26 protein-coding genes, 1 tRNA gene and 2 pseudogenes are annotated in these 22,522 nt (G+C 39.6%); 11 read left to right on the plus strand and 18 right to left on the minus strand.

Features of this window, described 5'->3' with window-relative positions:
- Positions 1-94: 94 nt before the first annotated feature.
- The 8 genes and pseudogenes from arsB to ACZ5A8_RS10875 form a co-directional block, all read right to left on the minus strand.
- Complete coding sequence (gene arsB / locus ACZ5A8_RS10840) at positions 95-1,144, minus strand: ACR3 family arsenite efflux transporter (RefSeq protein WP_464533894.1); 1,050 nt, start codon at positions 1,142-1,144, stop codon at positions 95-97.
- A 71-nt stretch (positions 1,145-1,215) separates the two neighbouring features.
- Positions 1,216-1,410: pseudogene (locus ACZ5A8_RS10845) on the minus strand (thioredoxin family protein); the annotation flags it as partial.
- Between the two features lie 545 nt (positions 1,411-1,955).
- Positions 1,956-2,477 (minus strand): TIGR00288 family NYN domain-containing protein, encoded by a 522-nt coding sequence (locus tag ACZ5A8_RS10850; RefSeq protein ID WP_322225683.1) that lies wholly within the window; start codon positions 2,475-2,477, stop codon positions 1,956-1,958.
- A 412-nt stretch (positions 2,478-2,889) separates the two neighbouring features.
- Entirely contained in the window at positions 2,890-3,273 is a 384-nt protein-coding gene (locus ACZ5A8_RS10855; RefSeq protein WP_322225682.1) for a putative zinc-binding protein, read from the minus strand.
- Between the two features lie 72 nt (positions 3,274-3,345).
- Positions 3,346-3,579, minus strand: a complete 234-nt coding sequence (locus ACZ5A8_RS10860; protein WP_464533896.1) for a thioredoxin family protein — start codon at positions 3,577-3,579, stop codon at positions 3,346-3,348.
- A 53-nt stretch (positions 3,580-3,632) separates the two neighbouring features.
- Entirely contained in the window at positions 3,633-4,175 is a 543-nt protein-coding gene (locus tag ACZ5A8_RS10865; RefSeq protein WP_464533897.1) for a permease, read from the minus strand.
- A complete protein-coding gene (locus ACZ5A8_RS10870; RefSeq protein ID WP_464533898.1) occupies positions 4,117-4,605 on the minus strand; it encodes a permease in 489 nt (162 codons plus the stop codon). Before ACZ5A8_RS10870 ends, ACZ5A8_RS10865 begins: the two co-directional genes overlap by 59 nt.
- 365 nt (positions 4,606-4,970) lie before the next feature.
- Positions 4,971-5,273, minus strand: coding sequence for an ArsR/SmtB family transcription factor (locus tag ACZ5A8_RS10875; protein WP_322225680.1), 303 nt, complete (start codon positions 5,271-5,273; stop codon positions 4,971-4,973).
- Between the two features lie 273 nt (positions 5,274-5,546).
- On the opposite strand from ACZ5A8_RS10875, the gene ACZ5A8_RS10880 reads away from it, so the two are divergent.
- The 4 genes from ACZ5A8_RS10880 (at position 5,547) to ACZ5A8_RS10895 (ending at position 7,576) form a co-directional block, all read left to right on the plus strand.
- Positions 5,547-5,852 carry a hypothetical protein gene (locus ACZ5A8_RS10880; protein ID WP_464533900.1) on the plus strand — a complete coding sequence of 102 codons (306 nt, stop codon included), beginning with the start codon at positions 5,547-5,549 and terminating at the stop codon, positions 5,850-5,852.
- Positions 5,853-5,919: 67 nt separating this feature from the next.
- Positions 5,920-6,081: a hypothetical protein gene (locus ACZ5A8_RS10885; protein WP_464533902.1), complete on the plus strand. Its 162-nt coding sequence runs from the start codon at positions 5,920-5,922 to the stop codon at positions 6,079-6,081.
- Between the two features lie 4 nt (positions 6,082-6,085).
- Entirely contained in the window at positions 6,086-6,499 is a 414-nt protein-coding gene (locus ACZ5A8_RS10890) for an ArsR/SmtB family transcription factor (protein ID WP_464533903.1), read from the plus strand.
- 177 nt (positions 6,500-6,676) lie between these two features.
- Positions 6,677-7,576, plus strand: coding sequence for a permease (locus ACZ5A8_RS10895; RefSeq protein ID WP_464533904.1), 900 nt, complete (start codon positions 6,677-6,679; stop codon positions 7,574-7,576).
- A gap of 54 nt (positions 7,577-7,630) precedes the next feature.
- On the opposite strand, the gene ACZ5A8_RS10900 is transcribed toward ACZ5A8_RS10895, so the two are convergent.
- Positions 7,631-8,095, minus strand: coding sequence for an arsenate reductase ArsC (locus tag ACZ5A8_RS10900; RefSeq protein ID WP_464534100.1), 465 nt, complete (start codon positions 8,093-8,095; stop codon positions 7,631-7,633).
- 430 nt (positions 8,096-8,525) lie between these two features.
- Between ACZ5A8_RS10900 and ACZ5A8_RS10905 the strand changes: the two genes are divergently transcribed.
- Positions 8,526-8,870, plus strand: a complete 345-nt coding sequence (locus tag ACZ5A8_RS10905) for a helix-turn-helix domain-containing protein (protein WP_464533906.1) — start codon at positions 8,526-8,528, stop codon at positions 8,868-8,870.
- A gap of 154 nt (positions 8,871-9,024) precedes the next feature.
- Here the strand turns inward: ACZ5A8_RS10905 and ACZ5A8_RS10910 are convergent, their stop codons facing one another.
- The 7 genes from ACZ5A8_RS10910 to cutA form a co-directional block, all read right to left on the minus strand.
- Positions 9,025-9,324 (minus strand): hypothetical protein, encoded by a 300-nt coding sequence (locus ACZ5A8_RS10910; protein WP_464533907.1) that lies wholly within the window; start codon positions 9,322-9,324, stop codon positions 9,025-9,027.
- A gap of 15 nt (positions 9,325-9,339) precedes the next feature.
- The gene (locus tag ACZ5A8_RS10915) at positions 9,340-9,684 is read right to left on the minus strand and encodes a DsrE family protein (protein ID WP_464533909.1); all 345 of its coding nucleotides are present in this window, start codon (positions 9,682-9,684) and stop codon (positions 9,340-9,342) included.
- Between the two features lie 23 nt (positions 9,685-9,707).
- Positions 9,708-10,088 (minus strand): DsrE/DsrF/TusD sulfur relay family protein, encoded by a 381-nt coding sequence (locus ACZ5A8_RS10920; RefSeq protein WP_464533910.1) that lies wholly within the window; start codon positions 10,086-10,088, stop codon positions 9,708-9,710.
- 37 nt (positions 10,089-10,125) lie between these two features.
- A complete protein-coding gene (locus ACZ5A8_RS10925) occupies positions 10,126-10,923 on the minus strand; it encodes a (Fe-S)-binding protein (protein ID WP_464534101.1) in 798 nt (265 codons plus the stop codon).
- 143 nt (positions 10,924-11,066) lie between these two features.
- The gene (locus tag ACZ5A8_RS10930) at positions 11,067-11,864 is read right to left on the minus strand and encodes a (Fe-S)-binding protein (RefSeq protein WP_464533911.1); all 798 of its coding nucleotides are present in this window, start codon (positions 11,862-11,864) and stop codon (positions 11,067-11,069) included.
- A 616-nt stretch (positions 11,865-12,480) separates the two neighbouring features.
- Positions 12,481-12,563, minus strand: a tRNA-Leu gene (locus ACZ5A8_RS10935).
- A gap of 183 nt (positions 12,564-12,746) precedes the next feature.
- Positions 12,747-13,052: a divalent-cation tolerance protein CutA gene (gene cutA, locus ACZ5A8_RS10940; RefSeq protein ID WP_322223204.1), complete on the minus strand. Its 306-nt coding sequence runs from the start codon at positions 13,050-13,052 to the stop codon at positions 12,747-12,749.
- A gap of 661 nt (positions 13,053-13,713) precedes the next feature.
- On the opposite strand from cutA, the gene ACZ5A8_RS10945 reads away from it, so the two are divergent.
- The 4 genes from ACZ5A8_RS10945 to ACZ5A8_RS10960 all read left to right on the plus strand — a co-directional run bounded on the left by ACZ5A8_RS10945 (position 13,714) and on the right by ACZ5A8_RS10960 (position 19,533).
- The gene (locus ACZ5A8_RS10945) at positions 13,714-15,534 is read left to right on the plus strand and encodes a site-2 protease family protein (protein WP_464533913.1); all 1,821 of its coding nucleotides are present in this window, start codon (positions 13,714-13,716) and stop codon (positions 15,532-15,534) included.
- A 386-nt stretch (positions 15,535-15,920) separates the two neighbouring features.
- Positions 15,921-16,964: a potassium channel family protein gene (locus ACZ5A8_RS10950; protein ID WP_464533914.1), complete on the plus strand. Its 1,044-nt coding sequence runs from the start codon at positions 15,921-15,923 to the stop codon at positions 16,962-16,964.
- Between the two features lie 312 nt (positions 16,965-17,276).
- On the plus strand, positions 17,277-17,954 hold the full coding sequence (locus tag ACZ5A8_RS10955) for a potassium channel family protein (protein WP_229389229.1): 678 nt from the start codon (positions 17,277-17,279) through the stop codon (positions 17,952-17,954).
- A 430-nt stretch (positions 17,955-18,384) separates the two neighbouring features.
- Positions 18,385-19,533, plus strand: a complete 1,149-nt coding sequence (locus ACZ5A8_RS10960; protein WP_464533916.1) for an RNA-guided endonuclease TnpB family protein — start codon at positions 18,385-18,387, stop codon at positions 19,531-19,533.
- 187 nt (positions 19,534-19,720) lie between these two features.
- Here the strand turns inward: ACZ5A8_RS10960 and ACZ5A8_RS10965 are convergent, their stop codons facing one another.
- Complete coding sequence (locus tag ACZ5A8_RS10965; RefSeq protein WP_464533917.1) at positions 19,721-20,341, minus strand: nucleoside deaminase; 621 nt, start codon at positions 20,339-20,341, stop codon at positions 19,721-19,723.
- A 152-nt stretch (positions 20,342-20,493) separates the two neighbouring features.
- Here ACZ5A8_RS10965 and ACZ5A8_RS10970 point away from each other — a divergent pair, with 152 nt between their 5' ends.
- Both ACZ5A8_RS10970 and ACZ5A8_RS10975 read left to right on the plus strand, forming a co-directional pair.
- Positions 20,494-20,898: a pyridoxamine 5'-phosphate oxidase family protein gene (locus ACZ5A8_RS10970; RefSeq protein ID WP_229392341.1), complete on the plus strand. Its 405-nt coding sequence runs from the start codon at positions 20,494-20,496 to the stop codon at positions 20,896-20,898.
- 127 nt (positions 20,899-21,025) lie between these two features.
- Positions 21,026-21,238: a hypothetical protein gene (locus ACZ5A8_RS10975; RefSeq protein WP_229392340.1), complete on the plus strand. Its 213-nt coding sequence runs from the start codon at positions 21,026-21,028 to the stop codon at positions 21,236-21,238.
- Between the two features lie 839 nt (positions 21,239-22,077).
- Here ACZ5A8_RS10975 and ACZ5A8_RS10980 read toward each other — a convergent pair.
- A pseudogene (locus ACZ5A8_RS10980) lies at positions 22,078-22,317 on the minus strand (IS200/IS605 family accessory protein TnpB-related protein); the annotation flags it as partial.
- Between the last annotated feature and the right edge of the window lie 205 nt (positions 22,318-22,522).

Here is a 22,522-nt window from a genome sequence, read left to right on the forward strand (position 1 = left end):
GTACGATTACAATTTTTTAATTTCGCATTACTCTGAACTTGGTTAACTCAATACTATTTTCCCTTTCCTAATTTTCAACGCCAGCCTGCATATTTCATGTCCATGCAAATTTATTTTTATTTTTCTGCATGATCTTAACTAACGATAGCATCACTGGTACTTCCACAAGTACTCCCACTACAGTAGCAAGAGCTGCTCCTGAATCCATCCCGAAAAGAACAAGGGCTACTGCCACAGATAGTTCAAAGAAATTACTTGCTCCGATGAACGTCGAAGGTGCTGCTTCCTGATAGGGAATCTTTAGTTTTCTGGCTCCCACATAACCTATAGCAAAGATCAGGTAGGTCTGGATTATAAGAGGAATAGCTATCAAAAGGATGTGTAATGGATAGTTGATAATTTTGTCTCCCTGGAAGACGAAAAGAAGAATCAGAGTAACTAGGAGTCCTGCCGGTGTTATCCATTCGATCTTTTTTATCAGCGTGTTTTCGAACCAGGTAATACCCTTATTCTTTATAACAAAGTATCTTGTCAGCATTGCGAGTCCGAGGGGTATTGCTACATAGAATAGTACAGAGACGAAGATTGTCATTAAAGGTACCGGAAAGTCAGTTGTAACTCCCAGAAGAAATTTTCCAAGCGGGGCAAAGAGGACAAGGATAATAAGGTCATTTACCGAGACCTGGATGAGTGCATAGTTGATGTTTCCCCTAGCAAGATAGGTCCAGACCAGTACCATTGCTGTACAGGGGGCAAGACCCAGCAGGATCATGCCTGCTATATATTCTGTTTGCAGGTCCACTGGGATGAGGGATGAGAAAACAACGCGCATAAAGAACCAGGCAATAAGGGCCATTGTGAAAGGCTTGATCGCCCAGTTTACAATGACTGTAAGTGTGAGAGGCTTTGAATTGCTTTTTACTCTCAGAATTTCTTCAAAATTAATCTTGAGCATGATAGGATACATCATGATAAGGAGAACGACAGCTACAGGGATCGAAACGTTTGCAATTTCGAGCCTGCCCAGGGAATCTGCAAAAGCTGGAAAGATATAGCCTGCCGCTGTTCCAAGAATTATGCAGACTGCAACCCAGATTGAAAGGTATTTACTGAAAAAATCAAGATCTCTTTTTTCTTCGGTCATTGAAACCATTCCCTTTTTTAAGTTTTATGAGATTCTCGATCTAAAAAATAAATATCCTGATCCTTGAAGGATCAGGATATCCATTTTCTTACTTCATTTTCCTCCGGAATCTTACCCACAAGTTTCACGTCCCCGTTGATAACAACAGCTGGGGTGACCATGACACCGTAACTTACGATCCTGTCAATATCTTCAACTTTTTCTATTTCGGCATTTACGCTGAGATCGTCTACAACCTTCTCAATGACTTTCATTGTTTTGCTGCAACATTTACAGCCGTTTTACAGTCGGCTGCCAGAACTTCATTTTCATGCTTTCAAACCTCTTTGCCAGAACTTCATTCTCATGCTTTCAAATCTCTTAAATCCTATTTTCGTCTAATTTACAGGAAATTTACTGTAATTTTTTAATATATCAAACAGGTTTTTCGAGACGTTGATTAAGTTTCTGGAGCCGGAATAAAATTTTGATAGGCGTTTTTCTTCTCTTTTTAGCCATTTTTTTGCATTTTACAACTTGGATTTTATATCATATCATTAACATCATATCATTAAATTGATATATGTGCATATGCTGATATAAATATTTCGAAAATTTGGTGGGGACCATAAAGATTAATAATTTTTATAAATGAGTTAAAGGTCCGATAAAAAAGTTAAATGAGATCAGTGGTGCCTAACATATATTGATCTGAATTCAAAAGGAAACTTTCCTTTATATAGTTGGAAAGCAGAACATCCTTAAATAGAGAAATCAGATATTTTGCACAGACTCTTTATTCATGTTTCCGATACTTTTGAAATTCTAAGTATTATGTTTTTTTCTCTTCAACTTCATCATCATAACCGCTCATGCTATGTTTATTCATGAGAATAACATAATCTGCAGAGTTCTTGAGTGCCGTGGAAAATCCGGGCTCAACTCCGAAGATAATGGTTTCTTTCCCATGTTCGTTTGCTTTGTTCAGGAGCGGTTTGAAATCCGCATCGCGGGTCACGATTGCAAGGGTGTCTATGTTGGGGTTGTAAACCAGTTCCATGCCTTCTACTGCGAGCCGCACGTCCACATCACTGGAACAGATGACGGGCTCAAGTCCATGATTTTCAATAGCCTCAACAAGCTTGTCAGAGGCATATTGGTTAAGGAAAACGCGTCCGATTTTGATATTTCCGTAGTCTTTCAGAACGTCCCTTATTTCCTCAAGATTTACATCAAATTCTTTTCTGAGGATATTCGGTCCGTCTACCAGAAGTCCTATTTTCCTCCTGCCTACTTCTTTATTAGTACGGAGATATCTGGAAATGGAATCAAGTCCGCTTTTTACAGGCTTCATTATCAATGTCCTCTTTGATCCTTATAGTTTTACTCAATCTGCATCTTAATACATATTCAGAAGAGTAGCCTTTTTAATAATTATCCGATATTCCATAGATGTATACAGATGTAGAATTTATTTGCCGATTTGCTCAATATTACCTATTAAAGGCAGGATAAACATTTGAAACTACTGTCGTATTGAGCAAATAAGTGGCATTTTTGTGGACGTGTCGGATAAGTCAGGGAGATTGCTCCCCCTTCTCCTTAGAACCGTACTTGAAAGTTTCCCTTCATACGACTCTTTGAGGAAAACAATAATTATACATATCTTTTGTGTAACATTAAATATTTTTAAGTTAAAAATTATGCGGTTAAGCGTAAAACCATGTAGCTCTCTCGAAATACCTAAAATTCAGTTGAGTCCGAGATTACTCGGACTGTAGAATCTCAAGGGTTTTTTCTAGAGCTCCTGAGATTTCGTTGTCCTTAAGCTCTTTATCTTTATTCTTTTTTATTCCCAATTCCGAAATTACGATATGTCGATCCACTTTGAAACCTGCAAGTTCGAGAGTTTTGCTTGCACAGTTCACCGGGCAGCCATTAATCGCAATGATCCTATCTGAAGCCTCGGCAGACTTCATGAGTCCGGGAGCTCGAGCTCCAATACCTGCAGTACACATCAGGTTTCCAATATTTTGTTTTTCGAGTTCAACTGCGATTTTATTTGAAAGCTGTCCTACATTTGAGGCCCCAACACATGGGAAGATTGCAACATTTGCAGCGCTACATCCGCATTTTACACTTTCTGCCATATTTATTTTCTCCTTATGAATCTATTTTTCTTATTTTTTAGTCCTGTGGATAGTAAATTATTCCCTGTTCTTTTATTGAGTAATCCATTTCCGGACTTCTTTTTCATCTGGAATCTTGCCTGCAAGCTTAACTTCCCCATCGATAACAGCTGCAGGTGTGACCATTACACCGTAATTGAGAATTGTCTCGATATCCTCAACTTTGGCAATTTCAGCTTTTTTACCCGATTCAGTAAGGACTTTCTCGATGATTTCTTTTGTTTTCTTACATTTTGCACATCCGGTTCCAAGAATCTCAATTTTCATTTTATCTCCTCTATTCTCTTTTATATTGATTTTATTATTGCTTCGCACGCGATTTAAAGCAGCAAATTAAACAGGTATCCTGTAAAGATAATCGACACAGCGACGATCGAAACAAAGATCGCAATCAGTTCTTTTTTCAGTACCTTCTTGAGGATGATCATTTCAGGCAGGGAAACAGCTGTAACCGACATCAGAAATGCCAGAGCAGTCCCTATGGGGAGCCCTTTCCCGATCAGGCTTTCTACTATCGGAATCATGCCCATAACATTGGAGTAAAGAGGCACGCCAATGAGGACAGCAATAGGCACTGCAAGAAGGTTGTCTTCACCTGCGTATTTTTCGAGAATGCCTTCAGGGGCATATCCGTGGAAAATGCCTCCTATACTCACTCCTATTATTACGTAGATCCATACTTTTCCCACTATCTCCTTTACGCCTTCAAAGGCGATACCTACTCTTTCTCTGACATTGAGTTTCTCAGGCTCCGAAGCCTTCTGACCCACCTTTATTTTATAGACGAATTCTTCTACATACTTTTCAAGCTTCAGGATACCTATCAGATAGCCTCCAAGGACTCCCAGTGCAATTCCTGACACAACATAGATCCATTGTTGCTTTAATACCGAGAGTTGCCCAGAGAACTGCTACTGCTGCTTCATTTACCAGGGGAGAGGTGATCAGGAAAGAAAAAGTGACTCCCAGAGGCACTCCTGCTTCCACAAATCCTATGAAAAGCGGCACGGACGAGCACGAGCAAAAAGGAGTGACTGTCCCGGTCAGAGATGCAAAAAGGTGATATCTGAGCCCTTTCTTGCCTCCCAGGATTTTCCTTGTTTTCTCAGGGGTTATGTACGTCCTGATGTATGAGATAGCAAAAATCATTACACCCAGCAGGACGAAAATTTTCATCACATCGTAAATGATAAAGTTGACGCTGGCTGCAAGGTGAGTATCAGGAGCAATCCCAAAAACTCCATAGGTCAGTTTGTCAGCAATCCATTGAAGGGGATAGAATATGTCAACCAATTTGGAATCCTTCTTTAATATGTTTCATTTTCTTTTTGGAGTATACTTATCAGTTCTTAATCATATCAGTATACATTGATATATTAGTTATAGGATATATCTTTGTCGGTAAAAGATTGAAAACTGTTTTCTGTTTAACATCGGGAGTATTTGTATATAGGGTGCTCCAAAGGCCAGTTAGCAAAATTTTCTGAAACCACCAGAGGTTTTAGATTACTTCAGGGTAAAAGAATAGAATCAAAGCCTTCGAGCCCTTAAGAGGGCACGGTTGATAAGGTTAATTGCCTGTAATATTTTTTATTTATATACCTTACTTTTTATGCCAGATAGTATCCTGAACTCCAACAGGGCAGCGGCAAAAAAAATCATTCCTCAAGGACTTCTAAAACTTTCCGGACTTTGTCGTTGTTTATGGAATATAGCCTCATCTTTCCTTCTTTCCTTACTTTAACGATGCCCCAGTCCTGTAACTTTGCAAGATGCATTGAAGTATTGGACTGAGTCTTACCAATAAGTTCCGGAATTTCACAGGCACAGAGTTCACCTTTATGGCATCCACATCTGTTTTCTTTGCATTTGCTTTCGGCTTCGAGGAGCGTCTTGATAATTTTGTATCTTGTATCTTCACTCAGGGCTTTGAAAAGCTGCATATTTTCTTCATCAGTCATATCAGCAATCATTGAATTTAAAATGTATATATACTTTCCTAAACCCAAAAGTTGAACTTACGGCTTATTATCTGGAGAAGAGGAGATACTTCGGATTTGGTGATCAATCTCGAAACATGCATTCCATGGTTTTGGTTGTGCATTTATTGGGCAATCTTTAACGGTTATTTTGAGGCTCTATTTTTATTGTCGCCATCTTTTTATATCATATCGACAAACATAAATATCAATGTTCTTTGATATGGGGTATACCTCGAAAGGAGACATGCTTAGATGAGTAAACTTGGAAAAAATTTGCTTGGAAAACTGGTTGGGGGCGGCAAAAGTTGCTGTTGCTGCGGCCCTTCTATTGTAAGTGTCAAAAAAATAAAAATTGACAACAAAGATATGGAGATTGCAGGATTAGACGAGGAATTTGAAAAATATCATGCTGCAGGCAAGACTCAAGAGAATATAGACCTCGAAGAACTTATTCGAAACCTTACAAAAATAAATGAAATTCCTGAAGGAGAACTGGAGAAATTCAAAATAGCAGTGCTGAAAGAATACGAGATATACTGGCAGGAAAATAGAGCATAATCATATCCATATAAATAGATACGGGTACTGCCAGCTCTTATGAGAATTATGTCACGAGGTCTCGGAAATGACCTTAAAATGCTCAATCTGCGGAAAAGAAGAAACCCCGTTACTCCGGGCAAATCACAGGGACCTGGGAGCCATAAAGCTTTGCGTGGGTTGCTGGTCAAAAGAACAGAGTAAGGACAGGCTGCTTCCATTAGAAAATGGGGGCAGTTGCTGCGGGTAAATCTATGGAAACTGAAAGTAAATCAGGTGTGGATAAAAGAAAGAGTGAAGTGGAAACTGAAAGATTGAAACGGTTTATTTTTGATAGGGACCAGTTAGAGGTAAGGACGCAGAAGCTCAGTTCTCTGGTAAATGGGCTGGACGAAGAAGCATTACATTCGGAAGCCAGGATTTTTAAAGCCCTTGCGGATGTCAATCGCCTTAAGATTGTAAAATTATTGAAAGAAGGGGAACTCTGTGCCTGTGAGTTAACGATTGCTCTTTCCAGCTCTCAATCGACTGTTTCTCACCATCTCTCAGTGTTGAAAAATACGGGCATGATCAAAGAACGAAAAGAAGGAAAATGGTCTTACTTTCGCCTATCGGATGGAGCAGTTATCGAAATACTTAACCAGGCAAAGCTGCTGACTGATAAGTGAACTTCCAGTAAAGTCCCCCTATTAAATGAAGAATTGAGGGGCGAAATCTAAGACTTCAAAAACGGTTTATTCTTTGAAATAATCAGGCTTTAAAGATAACAATTATGGTAGTTCTGGTTTCCAATAGCTGTGGCTTTCGGTGATTTAAAGAAATAGCAAATTTTGAAGGAAGATCAGATGTTCTGGAATAATTTAATTGTAGCGGCTAATTTCTTCGTTGAAATCGCCGTAGAGCTTGTTGTTCTATTCATAGGGATCACCTTTCTCGTGGGGTTGATTCAGGAGTATGTGCCAGAAGCAACTATAAAAAAAGCTATGGGGGGCCGGCACAAAGTTGTAGGCAGTATCCTTGGAGCAGGATTTGGTGCACTTACTCCTTTCTGCTCCTGTTCAACTATACCGCTTCTCCTGGGAATGCTCAGAGCAGGTGTACCCTTCGCTGCAGCAATGGCATTTCTTTTTTCATCGCCCTTGTTAAACCCGGTGATAATATCCCTGTTTATCATTTTACTGGGCTGGAAGATAGCAGCTATCTATTTTGCCATCACCTTTGTGGCTACTATTATTATTGGGCTCCTGCTTGATGGGCTCGGCTTCTCAAGTCAGGTTAAGTCAGTGGCCGTTATACGAAACAGTTGTGACTGTCAGCAGGCAACAGACGCGAAATCCAGGATACACAGGTCTGCAGTATTCGCATTCAGCCTGTTCCGTCAGCTAGTGCCTTATCTTCTTCTTGGAGCAGGTATCGGCGCATTCATTCACGGATTCGTACCCACTGAGATTATTACCCGCCTTGCCGGACCAGACAATCCTCTGGCGATTCCTCTGGCTGCAATTATCGGTATTCCCATCTATATACGGGCAGAAACCATGATCCCTATTGGACTGGCACTCATTGAGAAGGGAATGAGTGTGGGAGCCGTTCTGGCATTGATAATCGGCGGTGCAGGAGCCAGCATACCTGAGTTAACTCTCCTTTCAGCCATCTTCAAAAAGAGATTGCTAGCAGCTTTCGTGGCGACAGTCTTCTCTATAGCTGTGGTTACAGGATATTTGGCCAATATATTGACATTGTAAAAGCAGTCAGAAAAAACATGAATGATGCCATACTGACAGAGTAGAGACCTGGCATCATTCCCCAAATGTCCGGGAGATCCAGTCTTTTATCTCGTCTCTGACCTGGCGGAAGACATTGAGCCGCTCTTCCTCTGACCCCACAGCTGCAGCAGGGTCCTCAAAACTTCTGTGAATTACTTCCCTTGCTCTGGGAGATCTGGTTGGAAGCTCCAGATTTGTGCTGCAGATAGGACAGGCCTGTTTAGCCCGATCGCAGACAGTAACCGCCAGGTCAAAAACGGTATCCTGTAATTCTTGAGAAGTCTTGGAGTGCTGGCCGGATATATCGATACCAATTTCCTTCATGACCAGAACAGCGTAAGGATTAACAGTTGTGGCCTCTACACCGGCGCTGTAAGCCCCGTATCGATTTTCATAAATAGCTCTCAAGAAACCTTCAGCCATCTGGGACCTGGCTGAATTGTGGGTGCATAGAAAGAGAACCTTCTTCTTTTTTTGTGACCTGGTATTTGATTCTATCTAACTATTATTGCACATAATGATTGATTATCATTGCGCCTGTTCCTGTATCCGAATCTCGAGAGTATTCGGAATTCAAGGAGATCTCCTTATCAAATGCAGGATCTAAAAACCTTTTTGCGTTACCATCAGCAGCATCTGTTAAAATCTGTATGTGAGGTATCAGCGGTGGTTAAGAATTCCTTATCTTAGGCAGTTTTAAACTCTAAATCCCCTTGAGGAAAGTTTGAAAATTATGAATAATTCTGAATAGAGGAATCGTGTTATTGATATGAGAGTTTTATCTCATAAGGCGGGAAGCCCCCTTCCTCAGCACATCGGGCTTTCGCCCGAATGGGACAGGGAGGGGATGAGAGCCGTCAACTTCCCAGCATCATACCGGTAGTTATCCTGTTAATATTGATATAGTTTCCAAACGTATATAATGCCGATGAAAAGAGGAATCCGATACAGAATTTACCCTAATAAGGAACAAAAAGCCCTTATGGAAAAACACTTCGGTAGTACTCGATTTGTCTATAATAAACTTCTTGAAATAAAATCATTGATGTATAAAAAATTCAGAATAAGTATATCTGAATTTGAACTTAATAACCATATTCAAGTTCTTAAAGAAGCTTATCCCTTCTTGAAAGAAGTAAATTCTCAACCTCTGCAACAAACTAGCAAAAATCTTAATTCTGCATTCAACCATTTCTTTAAGGATAGGTTTAAATATCCACAAAAGAAAAGAAAAATACTTCAAATCTTCGAGCCTGACCAGAACATCGGATAGTTTTTCACTAAATTCCCTGCATTTTTCGTGGTCGCAGACTGCCTATTCATGCAGCCGGCTCACACGCTCCAATTCCTTAATAAATTCAGGTGGGAGCTTTTCGACCAAAGACTGTCCTATCAGGCGATTGTTAACTTATTGTCTGCTACTTCGTTTAAAATGTGTATGCACGTTTACAGTTCTCCATCATCATATCCTCTATAAAAACAGCATAAAAGTTGCCTGGAATTATAACCTTTTCTCGGCCGCTTATAGCTCTAGCCTCAAGATCTTCCTGACAGGCATAAACTGTGCACCCCGGAAGTTTCTGTATACCGGAAAGCAGGTGATAGATTCCATCTCCTGCAAGGTAAAGCCTGGCATTCCTGGAACGAACCGCCAGTTTAAGACACAGTTCCGACCGAGGGTTTAATGGAGGCTTTGTCAGCAGGAACACATCATATTCTTCTTGCACACTATTACCTCTTTTTTAAAATAAGATTACGGAATCTGAGTTTTCCATCTCTTTAAAAAAGTCCTCTTCATCGACAAGTTCTATGGTCTCTATAAGAGTTTCACCAAAAAGCCCCCTCTCGATCAGCGAGGGTTCATGCACAAGTACCCTTAACTCTCCATAAGAGTAGAGAATATCTGAAAGGTTTGGTACTCTAAGATTTGTGCTGTCCTGGTCAGCAGCTGCAAGATAAACCCCATCTCCGTAAAGGCCGAGAGTTACACTCATTCCATTAAGGCTTACTGCAGCTGCATTCAATGCTCCGAAGGCTTTTTCACTGCCGTATGGAGCAGTTTCCAGCAGATAGAAAACTGATTTCATCGTTTAAACCTCATTCAGGAAGCTTATCTTGACAGTGAGATTACTCTATCACTCTTTTTCAACATCTCCGCGAGTTCATAAAGACTGGAAATTTTTATTCCAGGGAGGTAGTCTTCGCAGTTACTTCCTTTGAGAGTGCCTTCTTCCGCCAGGTAGCCTCTTGCGGCAGCACAACGGGCACAAGCCCTGATCACAGCTCCTTTCTCTGCGAGTCCAGTAAAAAGTTCGCCTGCGCTGGTAAAAAAAGATGGGTTCTGACCTTTTTTGGGAATATGCACTGCGTCCAGGTACAGGAATATGTTCACCTGATATCGTTTAATTGCTTCCTCGGCGAGTTTGCAGGCAATTTCAGCATATTCGGAAATATAAGGGCCGTCGCTGAGCACTATGGTAAGGCTCTTCAAAGTTTCCTCCAAACAAGTTACGTTTTATTAATCGGGTTTAAATATTATCGGCCAAAACCTCTAGAAGCTCCTGATTAATTGCATACTCCGGTTCTTTAAGAAGCGTACACCTCTCCAGAGAAGCCTGTCTGGCCATAAGCTTGATTGCAAAACTGTAGCACCCTTGTTCGCCGCATTTGCCACAGTTGGTCTGGGGCAGATGTTTGTAGATCTCCATGAGATCAACCTTTACCTTTTCTCTGGGAGCTGGAGCTTCACCTTTTGCAATAGCCTCATTGATAATACTCTTCAGTCTTTCAAGCTCTTCTTGAGCTTTGTCCTCGTTTTCGACCATTCTGACGGAGACTTTTCCACTACCGTAAATAGTTGTAATGATTTCTCCTTTTTGAATTATCAAACTATCTTTTCTATCTGAATAACTACTTCTTGGGAAAAGGGGCTCAAGGAGTTTCAGGATTCCACCTAGAGGTGGAGTCATATTTGCACTCACCCTGAGTCTTGAGGAATCAGCTATACAGGGCAAAACCTGTCTGATCCTTGCAATATCTATTGGTCTTGCTTGAGAAAATTCTACAGTTTTTTCCTCACTCTTTTCGGTTTTATTCTTAAGGAAATTCTTGCCATATTCGCTTAGCTTTACAATTCCTTCTTCTAATTTAATCAGACCTGCCTGCTGCAAGATTCTGAGATGAAAGTCAAGCGTTGCCTTCCCAACTATCTCTCCTATTTCTCCGGTACTTTTAGATCCGTTCGCCAGGAAGTTAATAATTTTCCGTCGGGTGCCATTGGCCATAGCAAAGTTTACGAGTTTTGTTTCATTCGGGTTTCCCGACATCTTTAACACCGTCGAAACTATTCCTGCAAGGTAATCTCTTACAGTAACACTAATATATTCGGAAATATGGCATGGAAATGCCAGTGAACACTACGTTAGCGTCTTAAAAATCTCGGTTTAATGAATTTTTCATAAAAACCGGTTCAGATGTACGCAGACAGGACCTGCAGTTGCTCGAAATTGGTTGCATATTCAGGTTCTTTGAGAGGTGTGCATTTGTCCAGGGTGACCTCTCCTCCCATGAGTTTTATAGCGAAGGTATAGCAGCTCTGCTCACCGCACTTGCCACAGTTGGTCTGAGGCAGGTATTTGTAAATTTCCATAGGTTCGACCCTGACTTTTTCCCGCGGGGCTGGGACAACTCCTTTTGCTATGGCTTCATTGATAGTATTCTTCAAGTTCTGGAGAGATTCATTGGCTTCACCTTCACTTTTTATCATTGTCATGGTTACCTTTCCACTACCATAAATGGTTGTAATAACCTCTCCTTTTTGAATTATCAGGGCGTTTATTTTGTCCGAATATTTGCCTCTGGGAAAGAGTGGCTCAAGAACCTTGAGGGTTCCGCCCAGGGGAGGAGCTATGTTTGCAATTACCCGGAATTTTGAGGAATCAGCTATACAGGGCAATAGTTGTCTTACTTCAGTAATTTCTATTGGTTTTGCCTGAGAGAGATCTGTGGCTTTATCTGTACCTTTCTCTTCTTTCTCTTTAAGGAAATTCTTACCATATTCGCTTAGTTTCACAGTCCCTTCTTCGATCTCAATCAGACTTGCCTGTTGAAGAAGCTTGAGATGGAAATCAAGCATGGTCTTCCCTACTTCTCCTCCAATTTCTTCGGTATTTCTGTCTCCTGTCGATAAAAAGTTCATTATCTTTCTTCGAGTAGCGTTGGACATAGCGTTGTTTACAAGCTTTATCTCATTAGGATTGCCAGGCATCTTTACACCTACAAGAGTTATGAAAGTTTAACTCATTTTCTGATACAATTTCAGTTAGTATTTCCCTTAAAAATGAGGTTTAATTCTTCTAATCAATTATGGAATCTACTTCATAAAAACCCGCATGATGGGTATCAAGAAAGATTGATACGAATTTTAGAGTCTGGCTTATTCATCTGTCATTCATTTATCTATCAAGGTATCATTTTTTAACAAGCATCTTTTCCGTCAGCTATGCCAGAATCATCAAGATAATGTAAAATGAGTAAATGCAATATTTAGTTAAATGCAATATTTAGTTAGCTGATTCCAAAACTCAGATTATGTTCTTGAACCTAGAATTCGGAACAATCCATCCATATTCTGATTGAAAAATAGTTCTGAAACTTTATTAATGTGGAATTAGTCTCGCCTATTATGAAAAAGTCTGGATTTTTGTTAAAAATTCGATATATTGCCAAAAAGCTCTAAATACCAGTAGATCAGATCCCAATCGGTAAATTCTCCTTTATGGCCCCGCCTTTTCAATGCCGCAACTCATCTAGAAAACAAATAGTACTTAGAAACTATAACAGAAATCTTGATTGAACGAAAAAAGAATTAAGAATGAGTTTAGTGCGGGAGAAGGGATTCGAACCCCTGAACGTCTGCACGAACAGATCTTGAGTCTGCCACCGTTGACCGCTTGGTTACTCCCGCGCTTTTTGATCCAATTAGGTAAAGTTATAACTAGCATATAAAGCTAATCCTGTGAACAAGCTTATCCTGCTAATTTATGGGCAAGAGGCTGGTTTCAGATACTTCAATCTCGTTTTTCGGCTTCAAACTTTCCGTTTTTCCAGGCTTCAAATTTAGTCAGGTCTGGAATCCTTCAGACTTCCCTCATGAACTGTTTACATGTACCCAGTCGAGATACTCCTGTTCCCCTTTAACTTCCCAGAATTCAATGGCAGGCAGCTCGTAGGTGTGAAGGAATCTTACGGTTTCGATAATTTCGTCAAGGCGGGAAGAGTCGGTTTTAGCAAGCAGGGCTATTTCGTTCTGCTCCTCGACCTGTTCGTTCCACCTGTAGGTTGAAAATATCGGAAACATATTTACGCAGGCCGCAAGTCTTCTTGAAACCAGCTCCCTTGCAATTTCCGATGCATTTTCCATACTTCCGGCTGTAATGTATACGATCCCGATCATGAAACAGGCACCTCATAAGCTCATATAAAGCTATTATAACCACAAATGTATTGGGTATTTACCGAATATTATTATTCGTGTAATTATTATCTATTGCCTTTGGGCATAAAAAATAACTTTTAAAATGATCCGCAAAATGATCTTTAAAATGACCTTGAAGATAACCTTTCCGGCGAACCGAAAGCTGTAATTTCCATATATATTTTTATATAATTATGATGTATTATTTTGTGCCTTTTTAGAGAAAGGCATTTTCAAAAAAGATATTATTAAGAAACTGGACCTCATGCCATGTAAAGACGGACTAAAACATTTTTATAATAAGATATACAACCGAATTTAACAGCATTAATTAATTGAATGTATGCTGTCTCTCCCTGACTACTGCTTAAAATGGTGGCTTGAGATTTGCAAACCGCTCTCAATGGTTGCTAGCGCTAACTTCTTTATTAAAGGCATGTTCTATATACAGTTATAATCGATCAACAGAATAGATCAACAGTTAATCGACCGATATTTGATCTATCGACAGTTAGTTTATCAACAGCCAATTGTCAATAGACAATGAAATGTCAACAGACAACTAATCTTCAAGATTAAGATTAATATTCACAATCCAAAACCTATAATTGGTTCAGCTTAATTATTTCGGAGAATTTCCTTGAGTGGCACAAGCATTGCACTTGGTATTTTTTTAATGTACTGGTTCCTCATCTCCTTTCTTGATAGAAAGGGTATTCTGGAGAAGTATAACATAAGCACTTTCGGGCCTCTTCCTATCCTCATGATCAGGACAACAAAGGGTCTCAAACTACTGGACATTCTTGCCCGCCCGAAACGTTACTGGAAGATTTTTGCAAACATTGGGATCCTTATGATGTTTGCGGGCATGATTGCCATGTTCCTGGTTATTGCTATTTCGGACCTTGCACTTTATACCTCTTTCCTGAATAACAATGTGCCAGAGCCTGGGAAATATAATTCTGCCAGGAATATCCTGCTGATCCCGGGTGTAAACGAGTTTATTCCCTTTACCTGGGGAGTGATCGCCCTCGTAGTTACTCTTGTAGTGCATGAGTTTTCCCATGCAATCCTGTGCAGAGTTGAAGGCATCAGGGTCAAATCCATGGGAATCCTGTTTGCCCTTGTCCCTATAGGGGGTTTTGCGGAACCTGATGACGAACAGCTATTCGGCAAAAAAGAGGAAGTAAAAAAGGAGCTGCCGCTAACTGCGTCGATTGATGAAATCGAAGAATGGGAGCAAAGGGAAAGAAAAGAAAAAAAGCTAAGAGAGATACAGAACGGGGAAGCAGCCGTCCTTAAACCTGAAGAAACGAAAGCTGCACCGGAAGTAATCGCCACAAGGACCCAGAGAGCCCGTATCCTTGCTGCCGGGGTTATGGCTAACTTCTGTGTTGCATTTATCGCTCTTTTGCTCTTTTTCGGGCCTGTGCTCGGTGCAATTGCTCCTCTCAGTGATGCCATGATAGTGGGCATAAACGAAAGCTCTCCAGCTCAGCTTGCAGGGCTTCAGGAAGACATGGTAATTACGCAGGTTGATGGTACAAGCGTCACTACAGGAATGGATCTTCTCAACTATCTAGAGACAGTCGAACCCGGAGACTCTGTACGCATCCATGCCTCAAAAGATAGTGTCGTTTCAGTCTATGATTTAACAGTTCCTTCTTCTCCGGAGGAATGTTTCAATGGAGTGCCTGTAGGAGGAGTTGTGGAAGGGAGTCCTGCAGAAGCAGCAGGAATAGAGACAGGAATGACAATGCTCCGGATTAACGATACAAGGATAAGAAGCATTGCGACTTTCGTTGACTTTATGGAGGGGACCGAGGCAAACCAGACCATAGAGGTAGAGATGCTGCCTTCTGCAAATTATACTGGTGACCTTACCGAAAACGGCACTGCTGTCTTTAACGTCCAGCTGGCTCCTCACCCCTCGGAAGGTGAAAGTGGCTTCCTTGGAGTTATGTACGGGAATGACGGAATTCTCGAGTGTCCGATTCTCGGAGTTTCCATCTGGATGCCCCAGGCAAAGTTTTATCTTGAAGCGCTCAAACAGATCCCTTCCCTGCTTTCCGAGCCAGTAGGATGGATCATTCTTTTCGGGCTTCCGATATACGGATTTGCAGGTGAGGGGTTCCGCGGCTTTTCAGGCACAATAGCTCAGTTCTACCAGCCGGTTGGCTGGGCAGAACCTCTCGGAGTCGGGATTTTCTGGATTGCAAACTCTCTGCTCTGGATTGGCTGGCTGAACTTTTATGTAGGCCTGTTTAACTGCCTGCCTGCGGTGCCTCTTGATGGTGGGCATGTGTTCAGGGACTATACCTATTCCTTCATATACAGGTTTACGCGGAATGAAGGAGTTTCGGAAAGGATCTCGAACTCTATCACAGCAAGTTTCTCCATGCTGATCCTGTTCTCATTCCTCTTCATGATATTCGGGCCTTTCATAGGACAGTGGATCTGAACAGGTCGAATTGAGAATAGATCAAATTGAGAATAGATCAAATTGAGATAGATCAAATTGAAAATAGATTAAATTGAAAATAGATCGAAATGAGAACAACGTCATTAACTTAATTAAGTCGGAAATCTGCCGGAAAGCTGGAATTAAGACTTCTTTCTCCGGCCTTTCTGATTTTTTTGATTCAGGACTCCTTTTTTCTATTGCTCCTGTTTACTTTTCCTATCTCTCTTCGAGATTTCCTGTTCCTTTGTAGTAATATTCCGGGCTGTGAGAAGAAATTTTCAAGTAACCTTCAAGCTAAATTCTATGAACACATAGAGATATTAATAAAGATTATAAGGTATTTTCACTTAGTTCGGCAGCAAAAATAAGGCAGGGCACTGAAAATGTTTTCTTCAGAAAGAAAAAAGACGAAGCGCAAATCGATGTTCAGGAAAATAATGCGCAAAAGGCTCAATCTGGCATATAAAATTACAGCTCTTCTCTTACTTACTATCTATGTCCTGCTTTTCAAATATATTATGGTTCTTGAGAATCAATTAGAAAATGCAAACGCTATCACAGCTATTTATTGGGCTACAACTACCGTTGCGACGGTAGGATACGGCGATGTGGTCTTCACTTCGCTTCCGGGAAGGGTTTTTTCCATAGTGGTACAGGTCATGGGAATTATTCTTATCTCAGGCTTTCTTGCAACTTATGTTATCACTCCCTGGATGGACAAGGTGATCAAGTTCAGGATGCCCAGGAAAGTTCCTCCTGGCACGAAAGACCACATTATTATCTGTGGATACAACCAGCTGGTAGAAACCCTGATTGATGAACTGGCAGAGCAGGAGATAACGTTCATAATAATCGAAGACGAAGAAGACCTGATCAAAGAACTTGTTTACAGAGACATCCCCTGCATTTTCGGGACTCCAAGTGACAAACAGACCCTTATTAATGCAGGTATTGAAAAAGCCCGGGTTCTTATTGCCAATAAGTCCGACGAGAGAAACGCAAACATTGTACTGACTGCAAGAGAGTTTGAGCACCTCAATATTATTGCCATAGTTGAAGACCTGTCTAACTCTAAATACCTTAAATATGCTGGTGCAGACATGGTCGTTTCTCCTAAATCAATGTTCGGGCAGTTTATCGGGAGAAAGGCTATGGATAGGCTTGTAAGCAGGGTAACAGGGGCAACTGAAATCTTTAAAGGAGTGCATGTTACTGAATTTCCTGTCTATCTCAAGAGCCCTCTTATAGGCAAAACCCTTAAGGAAGTTTCCAGCCAGAAGCTGACAGACGCAAGGATAGTGGGAATCTGGAAAAGTGGAAACCTCTCTTTTAATCCTGAAGAACATGATGTCATTCGGGGAAACTCCGTCCTGCTGGCTGTAGGGACTCCTGAGGAGCTTTCGAAGCTAAAAAAACTCACACATTGATCCTCAGCCTGAAACTATGGATTGTGCTACAGCATAATACAGATCCAGCATAATATATGTCCAGTATAATATATATCCAGCGCAATATATGTATCCAACACAATACATGTATCCAGCATAATATAATCAATTTCATCAGTTTAAAATCATAAATTCCAAATAAAACTAACTATCGGATAAATAGTCAGATAACGCTAAACACCTAGCAAGTTAATCGCCGGATAATGTTTACTGTGAGTGATTTAACATTTACTGTAAGTGATATTATATAAATACTTATTCAAAATTTGTTTAAAGACGGGGAGATTCAAGATGGAGTCAAAAGGGCATCTTGTCGTACTTGGATATGGAGACGTTGGAAAGAGCATTGTGAGTGAACTCTCTGGAGGACTGTTCCGTTTTGTAGTTGTTGACTCTAATGAAAAAGTTTTTGAGAATATAGAGTTTGAACATCTTGTAGGCAACGGAGCAGATGAGGAGGTTCAGATCGCAGCAGGAGTAAAGACCGCATCCTTTGTGTTTGTAGCCCTTAATGATGATACTAATGTTATTTTCGCAACCCTTATTTCCAGAGGACTGAATCCTGAAACTACCATTGTGGCAAGGGCAAACTCTGTAAAATCAATAGATAAGATATATAAAGCAGGAGCTGACTATGTCGGGTCTCTTTCCATAGTTGCAGGACAGATGCTTGCTAAAATGAGTGCAAATTGCATCGGGAAAATCTGCAGGATTGATGAAGATATAATGCTTTACGAGGGCATAGAAATTGAAAAGCACCATATTGAGAAGGGATCTTTCTTTGACAGAAGATCAATAGAAGACCTGGACCTCGAAAATAAAATCGGATGCACAGTAATAGGTATTGAGCGTGGAGGTCTAGTCTCTACTACTATTAGCAAAGAAATTGTACTCCATGCAGGGGACATAATTGCAGTTGCAGGAAGCAGCAAGCAGATTTCGGAGTTTAAAGAGAAATATCTAGATTAATGCACCTGCATGCACTCAATTAGAGTCCGGTTTTAAGAAGTTCTGTTTTTAATATTTTCCTCTACTATCGATTTCCATATCCTGTATTATCAATTTCCACGTCCTGTACTATCAATTTCTAGTCCTGTACTATAAATTTCTGTCAGTTCCTATCCCACCAGCCCCCTTTACTTCAGTTTCTGTAATTTTTAAAGGTATTTTACTTTCTGTCAACTTATTTTAGTTTTTCAGGAAATAATATATTGGTTGAAACATAACATAATAAAAAGAAACTTACTTTTTATCTCATAAGGCGGGAAGCCCCCTTCCTCAGCACATCGGGCTTTCGCCCGAATGGGACAGGGAGGGGATAAGAGCCGTCAACTTCCCAACATCATATCGGTAGTTATCCTGTTAATATTGATATAGTTTCCAAACGTATATAATGCCGATGAAAAGAGGAATCCGATACAGAATTTGCCCTAATAAGGAACAAAAAGCCCTTATGGAAAAACACTTCGGTAGTACTCGATTTGTCTACAATAAACTTCTTGAAATAAAATCATTAATGTATAAAAAATTCAGAATAAGTATATCTAAATTTGAACTTAATAACCATATTCAAGTTCTTAAAGAAGCCTATCCCTTCTTGAAAGAAGTAAATTCTCAATCTCTGCAACAAACTAGCAAAAATCTTAATTCTGCATTCAACCATTTCTTTAAGGATGGGTTTAAATATCCACAGAAGAAAAGAAAAAGGGATAATCATTTCTCTTTCCAAATTCCACAACATTATATTATTAATTTTGCTACCTCTAAAATTAATTTACCAAAAATCGGTTGGATAAAAGTTAAGATACATAAGCAACTTTTTAAGGAAATGGAATTAGAAGGAAATATTATTAAAAGTGATTTTAATTCTGAATTTCTAAAAACAATAGCGGTATCGAGAACCCCTGCAGGAAAATACTATATCAGTATCTTAACTGATGATGGAGAGAAATGTCCTGAACCTGAATCATTTTCCCGTGCTACAATGATTGGAGTTGATGTTGGACTTTTGACTTTTGCTACTCTTTCTACAGGAGAAAAAATAGATAATCCTAAATTCCTGAAAATTTCTCTTGAAAGATTGAAATTCTTGCAAAGAAGAGTTTCCAGGAAAGTAATAGGTTCAAAAAACCGTAGAAAGGCAGCATACAAACTTGCTAAGTTGCATGAGAAAATTGCTAATCAGAGACATGACTTTCAACATAAAGTTTCAAAAAAGCTAATCAGCGAAAACCAAGCAGTAGCAGTTGAAACTTTAAATATTAAAGGAATGAAAAAGAACCACAAATTAGCACAGGCTATTAGTGATTCAGCATGGTATTCTTTCGTGCAAAAATTAACATACAAAGCTGAATGGTCTGGTAAAACAGTTTTGAAGATAGGTCAATGGGAATCATCTTCAAAAACTTGTAACGTTTGTGGTTATAAGCATCCAAATTTGACAGAAGATATTAGAGAGTGGCTTTGTCCTTCCTGTAATGTTTTGCATGATAGGGACATTAATGCAGCTATCAATATAAAGAAATTCGCCGTAGGGACTACGGTTTGAGCCTGTGGACCAGGAAAAAACGGCAACCGCCTAGTATGAAGCAGGAAGCACCTTCCTCAAAAATCTGAGTTTACGAAGATTTTAGGTAGGTGTAGTTCACTGGCTTTCAAATATCCAGAAGCATAGTTGAGGAAAAAATACAGCAACGGAAATAGTAATAGCCTGATCATTTCCGGGTGCAGGAGCACTAGTCTCTGCGTTTTCTCAGGACTTCAAGCAGTTCCTCTGCATTGATGAGCATTATCCCTGTTGCAGCATTTGAAAGTTCTGCGGAGCAGTAGGCTTTTGCAAAAATCTGTGGTTCTGAAAGCTCCTTCCAGAGAGGAGGCAGGAGATCTATTGAACCTGTCATTCCTCCTATAGGGTCAGAAGAAACGTAATATACTCTGTTAATACCTGCAGAAATTAGCCTTGTCAGGCACATCGGACAGGACTCGAGGGATGTATAAAGTGTATAACCTTTCAGGGTTGTTATTTGAGGATTCTTTTCTTCAAAATAATTTAATGCTACCATTTCTGCGTGCAGGTCACTTCGAAAAGATGGAGAATACACAAGGTTGTGTCCGAGAACAACAATTTTTCCTTCAGCATCGACAATTATACTTCCAACCCCATAATTTCCCGAATTTACGGATTTCAGTGCAAGCACATTTGTAAGCCATGCATAAGGGTCATCCGTATGCTCAGGACGGAAATCATACAATTGCAGCCAGTTTTTCCAGTTAATAACATTTTCGTTTTTGAAGCTATTTTTAGAAACGATTTTTCCCAGTATCTCTTCACCCAGACTTCTAATGTCTTTTATCATGAATTTTACCCCTGTTTTAGCTCAAATAATATTTAGTAAAGCTTTTTTAGCTCTAAAAGGTTATTAAAGTACACAAAGAACTCCCTTTGTACAGAATTCTAACGCTTAAATATATAAATTTATACTGCAAATCATCCTGATGGTGAAATATTATGGTAAAGTTAAATGAAGAAATGAAAACTGCTTTTTCAAAGGTAAAAATTTTCCCCGTTGCAACGGCTTCAAAAGAGGGAGTTCCTAATGTAGTGCCTATAGGCTTCTGCCAGCTCGTAGATGACGAGACTATCTGGATCGCAGACAACTTCATGGTTAAATCTCTGGCAAACTTGGAAGAAAATCCAAATGTCGCAATCTATGTCTGGGGTCCGGAAACCGGCGGATGTTTCCAGATAAAAGGAAAAGCTACAGTTATTGGTTCCGGTGAAAAATTCGACAAGATGAAAGCAATTGTGAATGCTGCAAAGCCAGGTCTTCCTGCAAAAACTCTCATAGAAGTCAACATAAGTGATGTCTTCCAGTGTGCTCCCGGTCCTGCAGCTGGAAAGAAACTCCTGTGACAGGAAATATACCTGAAATACAATAGTTCTATTAAAACATTCTTCATACCTGCACCCGGCAAATAAGTATATCAACGAAAATTACAGGTGTAGCATCTGGAGAATGTGAGTAGTCTGGAGTGAGGAAATGGTTGAAAATAAGGGAAAGCCCCCTGTTTTTTGTGAAAAACTCTGTATTATCTGCAAGGGTGCAAGATCAGGCAATAGCGTCTGCAAATCTATCCAGAACCTTGAACTGAAGATATTCGGGAAAAAAGGCTGTATCTGGGGAGCGGCAAGGACAAAATATTACGGAGTTACTCCTGACAAAAAGATTCCTGAGAAATTAAAAAATAAGTAAATACAGAAATTTATAATAGAAGGAAGTTTGTAGAAAGATAAGTTGAGGAAGGCTGTAAATTTATATTATTATCCTTATCTCTTTTTAAGGATCCCTCTGCTATCTTCTCTTACTTAGCTGTTGCTTTTGCTAACTCTATATAATTTAACCTGCTTTAGCCTTGAAAACTTAAACGACAAATGTAAGCCTGAAGTATCTGTAATTTTAAATATGCCTGTATTAGGTATTATTGCCTTCAGAATGCTCTAGTTGCCTTCAGAATGCTTAAATTGCCTTCAGAATGCTCAAATCGCCTTCAGAATACTCGAAGGAGTTTGTGCATGTGCTCTAAAGAGACTGTAAAATCAAGCGGCTATATTTGTGGAGAACAGGAATACTTTCTGGTTCCTTCACAAGCAGGTCTGAAAACTATATTCTGCGTATAGCCTCTCTTGATAAAGTTCAGATGCTTATCTAAGACGGATTTAGCCCTGATTTCAAAACTCTGACAAAGATTCTTGACCCTTTCTCAATTCTCGGAAAAATATGTAAGAAAATCGAATAGGAGGCAGGAAAAAGAGTGAAAAAAAGTAAGTGTGATAGTAACCTACGTTCCGCATTTTTAGGCGCATAAAGGTCCCCTGATGTTGAACTATGCGCTTAAAATATAAGCACATAATTTTTTGAACTGAATTTCAAAATCAGTATCAATTGAGATTATATATTTGTAAGAATGCTTCTTTTGTCATCGGTTAACGAATTTTATGCACAACTTCGAATACCGCATATAGCGATTTTCCAACAGAATTAGTTGATATGTTGCATAAAAAATAGCATTTTTTGGCGTTTTGCACCTTAACCGAATCCAAATGTAATCTACCTATCCTTAATATGTTTTTTCCATCCCATTCAGCCTTATACTGTAACTTTGTTACAAAGCTATTCCATGATGCATCACTAATTGATTGTGCTATATGATGATTCTTAATCATACCATCAACGTTTAATGTTTCCATAGCTATTGCTTGGTTTTCGCAGATTAGTCTAAAAGAGAGTTTATTCTGGAAATCATCACGCTGATCAGTGATTTTTGCTGCAAGAAAAATGATTGATGGAATCTGTGAAAAAAATGGTGTTTAAAATTGATACATCCTGTCCAAAAATGGTAAGGAAATGGACTTTAAATTTTTGATACCGATTATTTAAGTTCATTCTCACTTTTTTTCTGAAATTGTTGAATTTTATAGAATAAGTCAGTTTTATTTATATATAAATTTATTTAAGGTGTTTACTAACTTTTATATA

The organism is Methanosarcina subterranea (assembly GCF_055385895.1).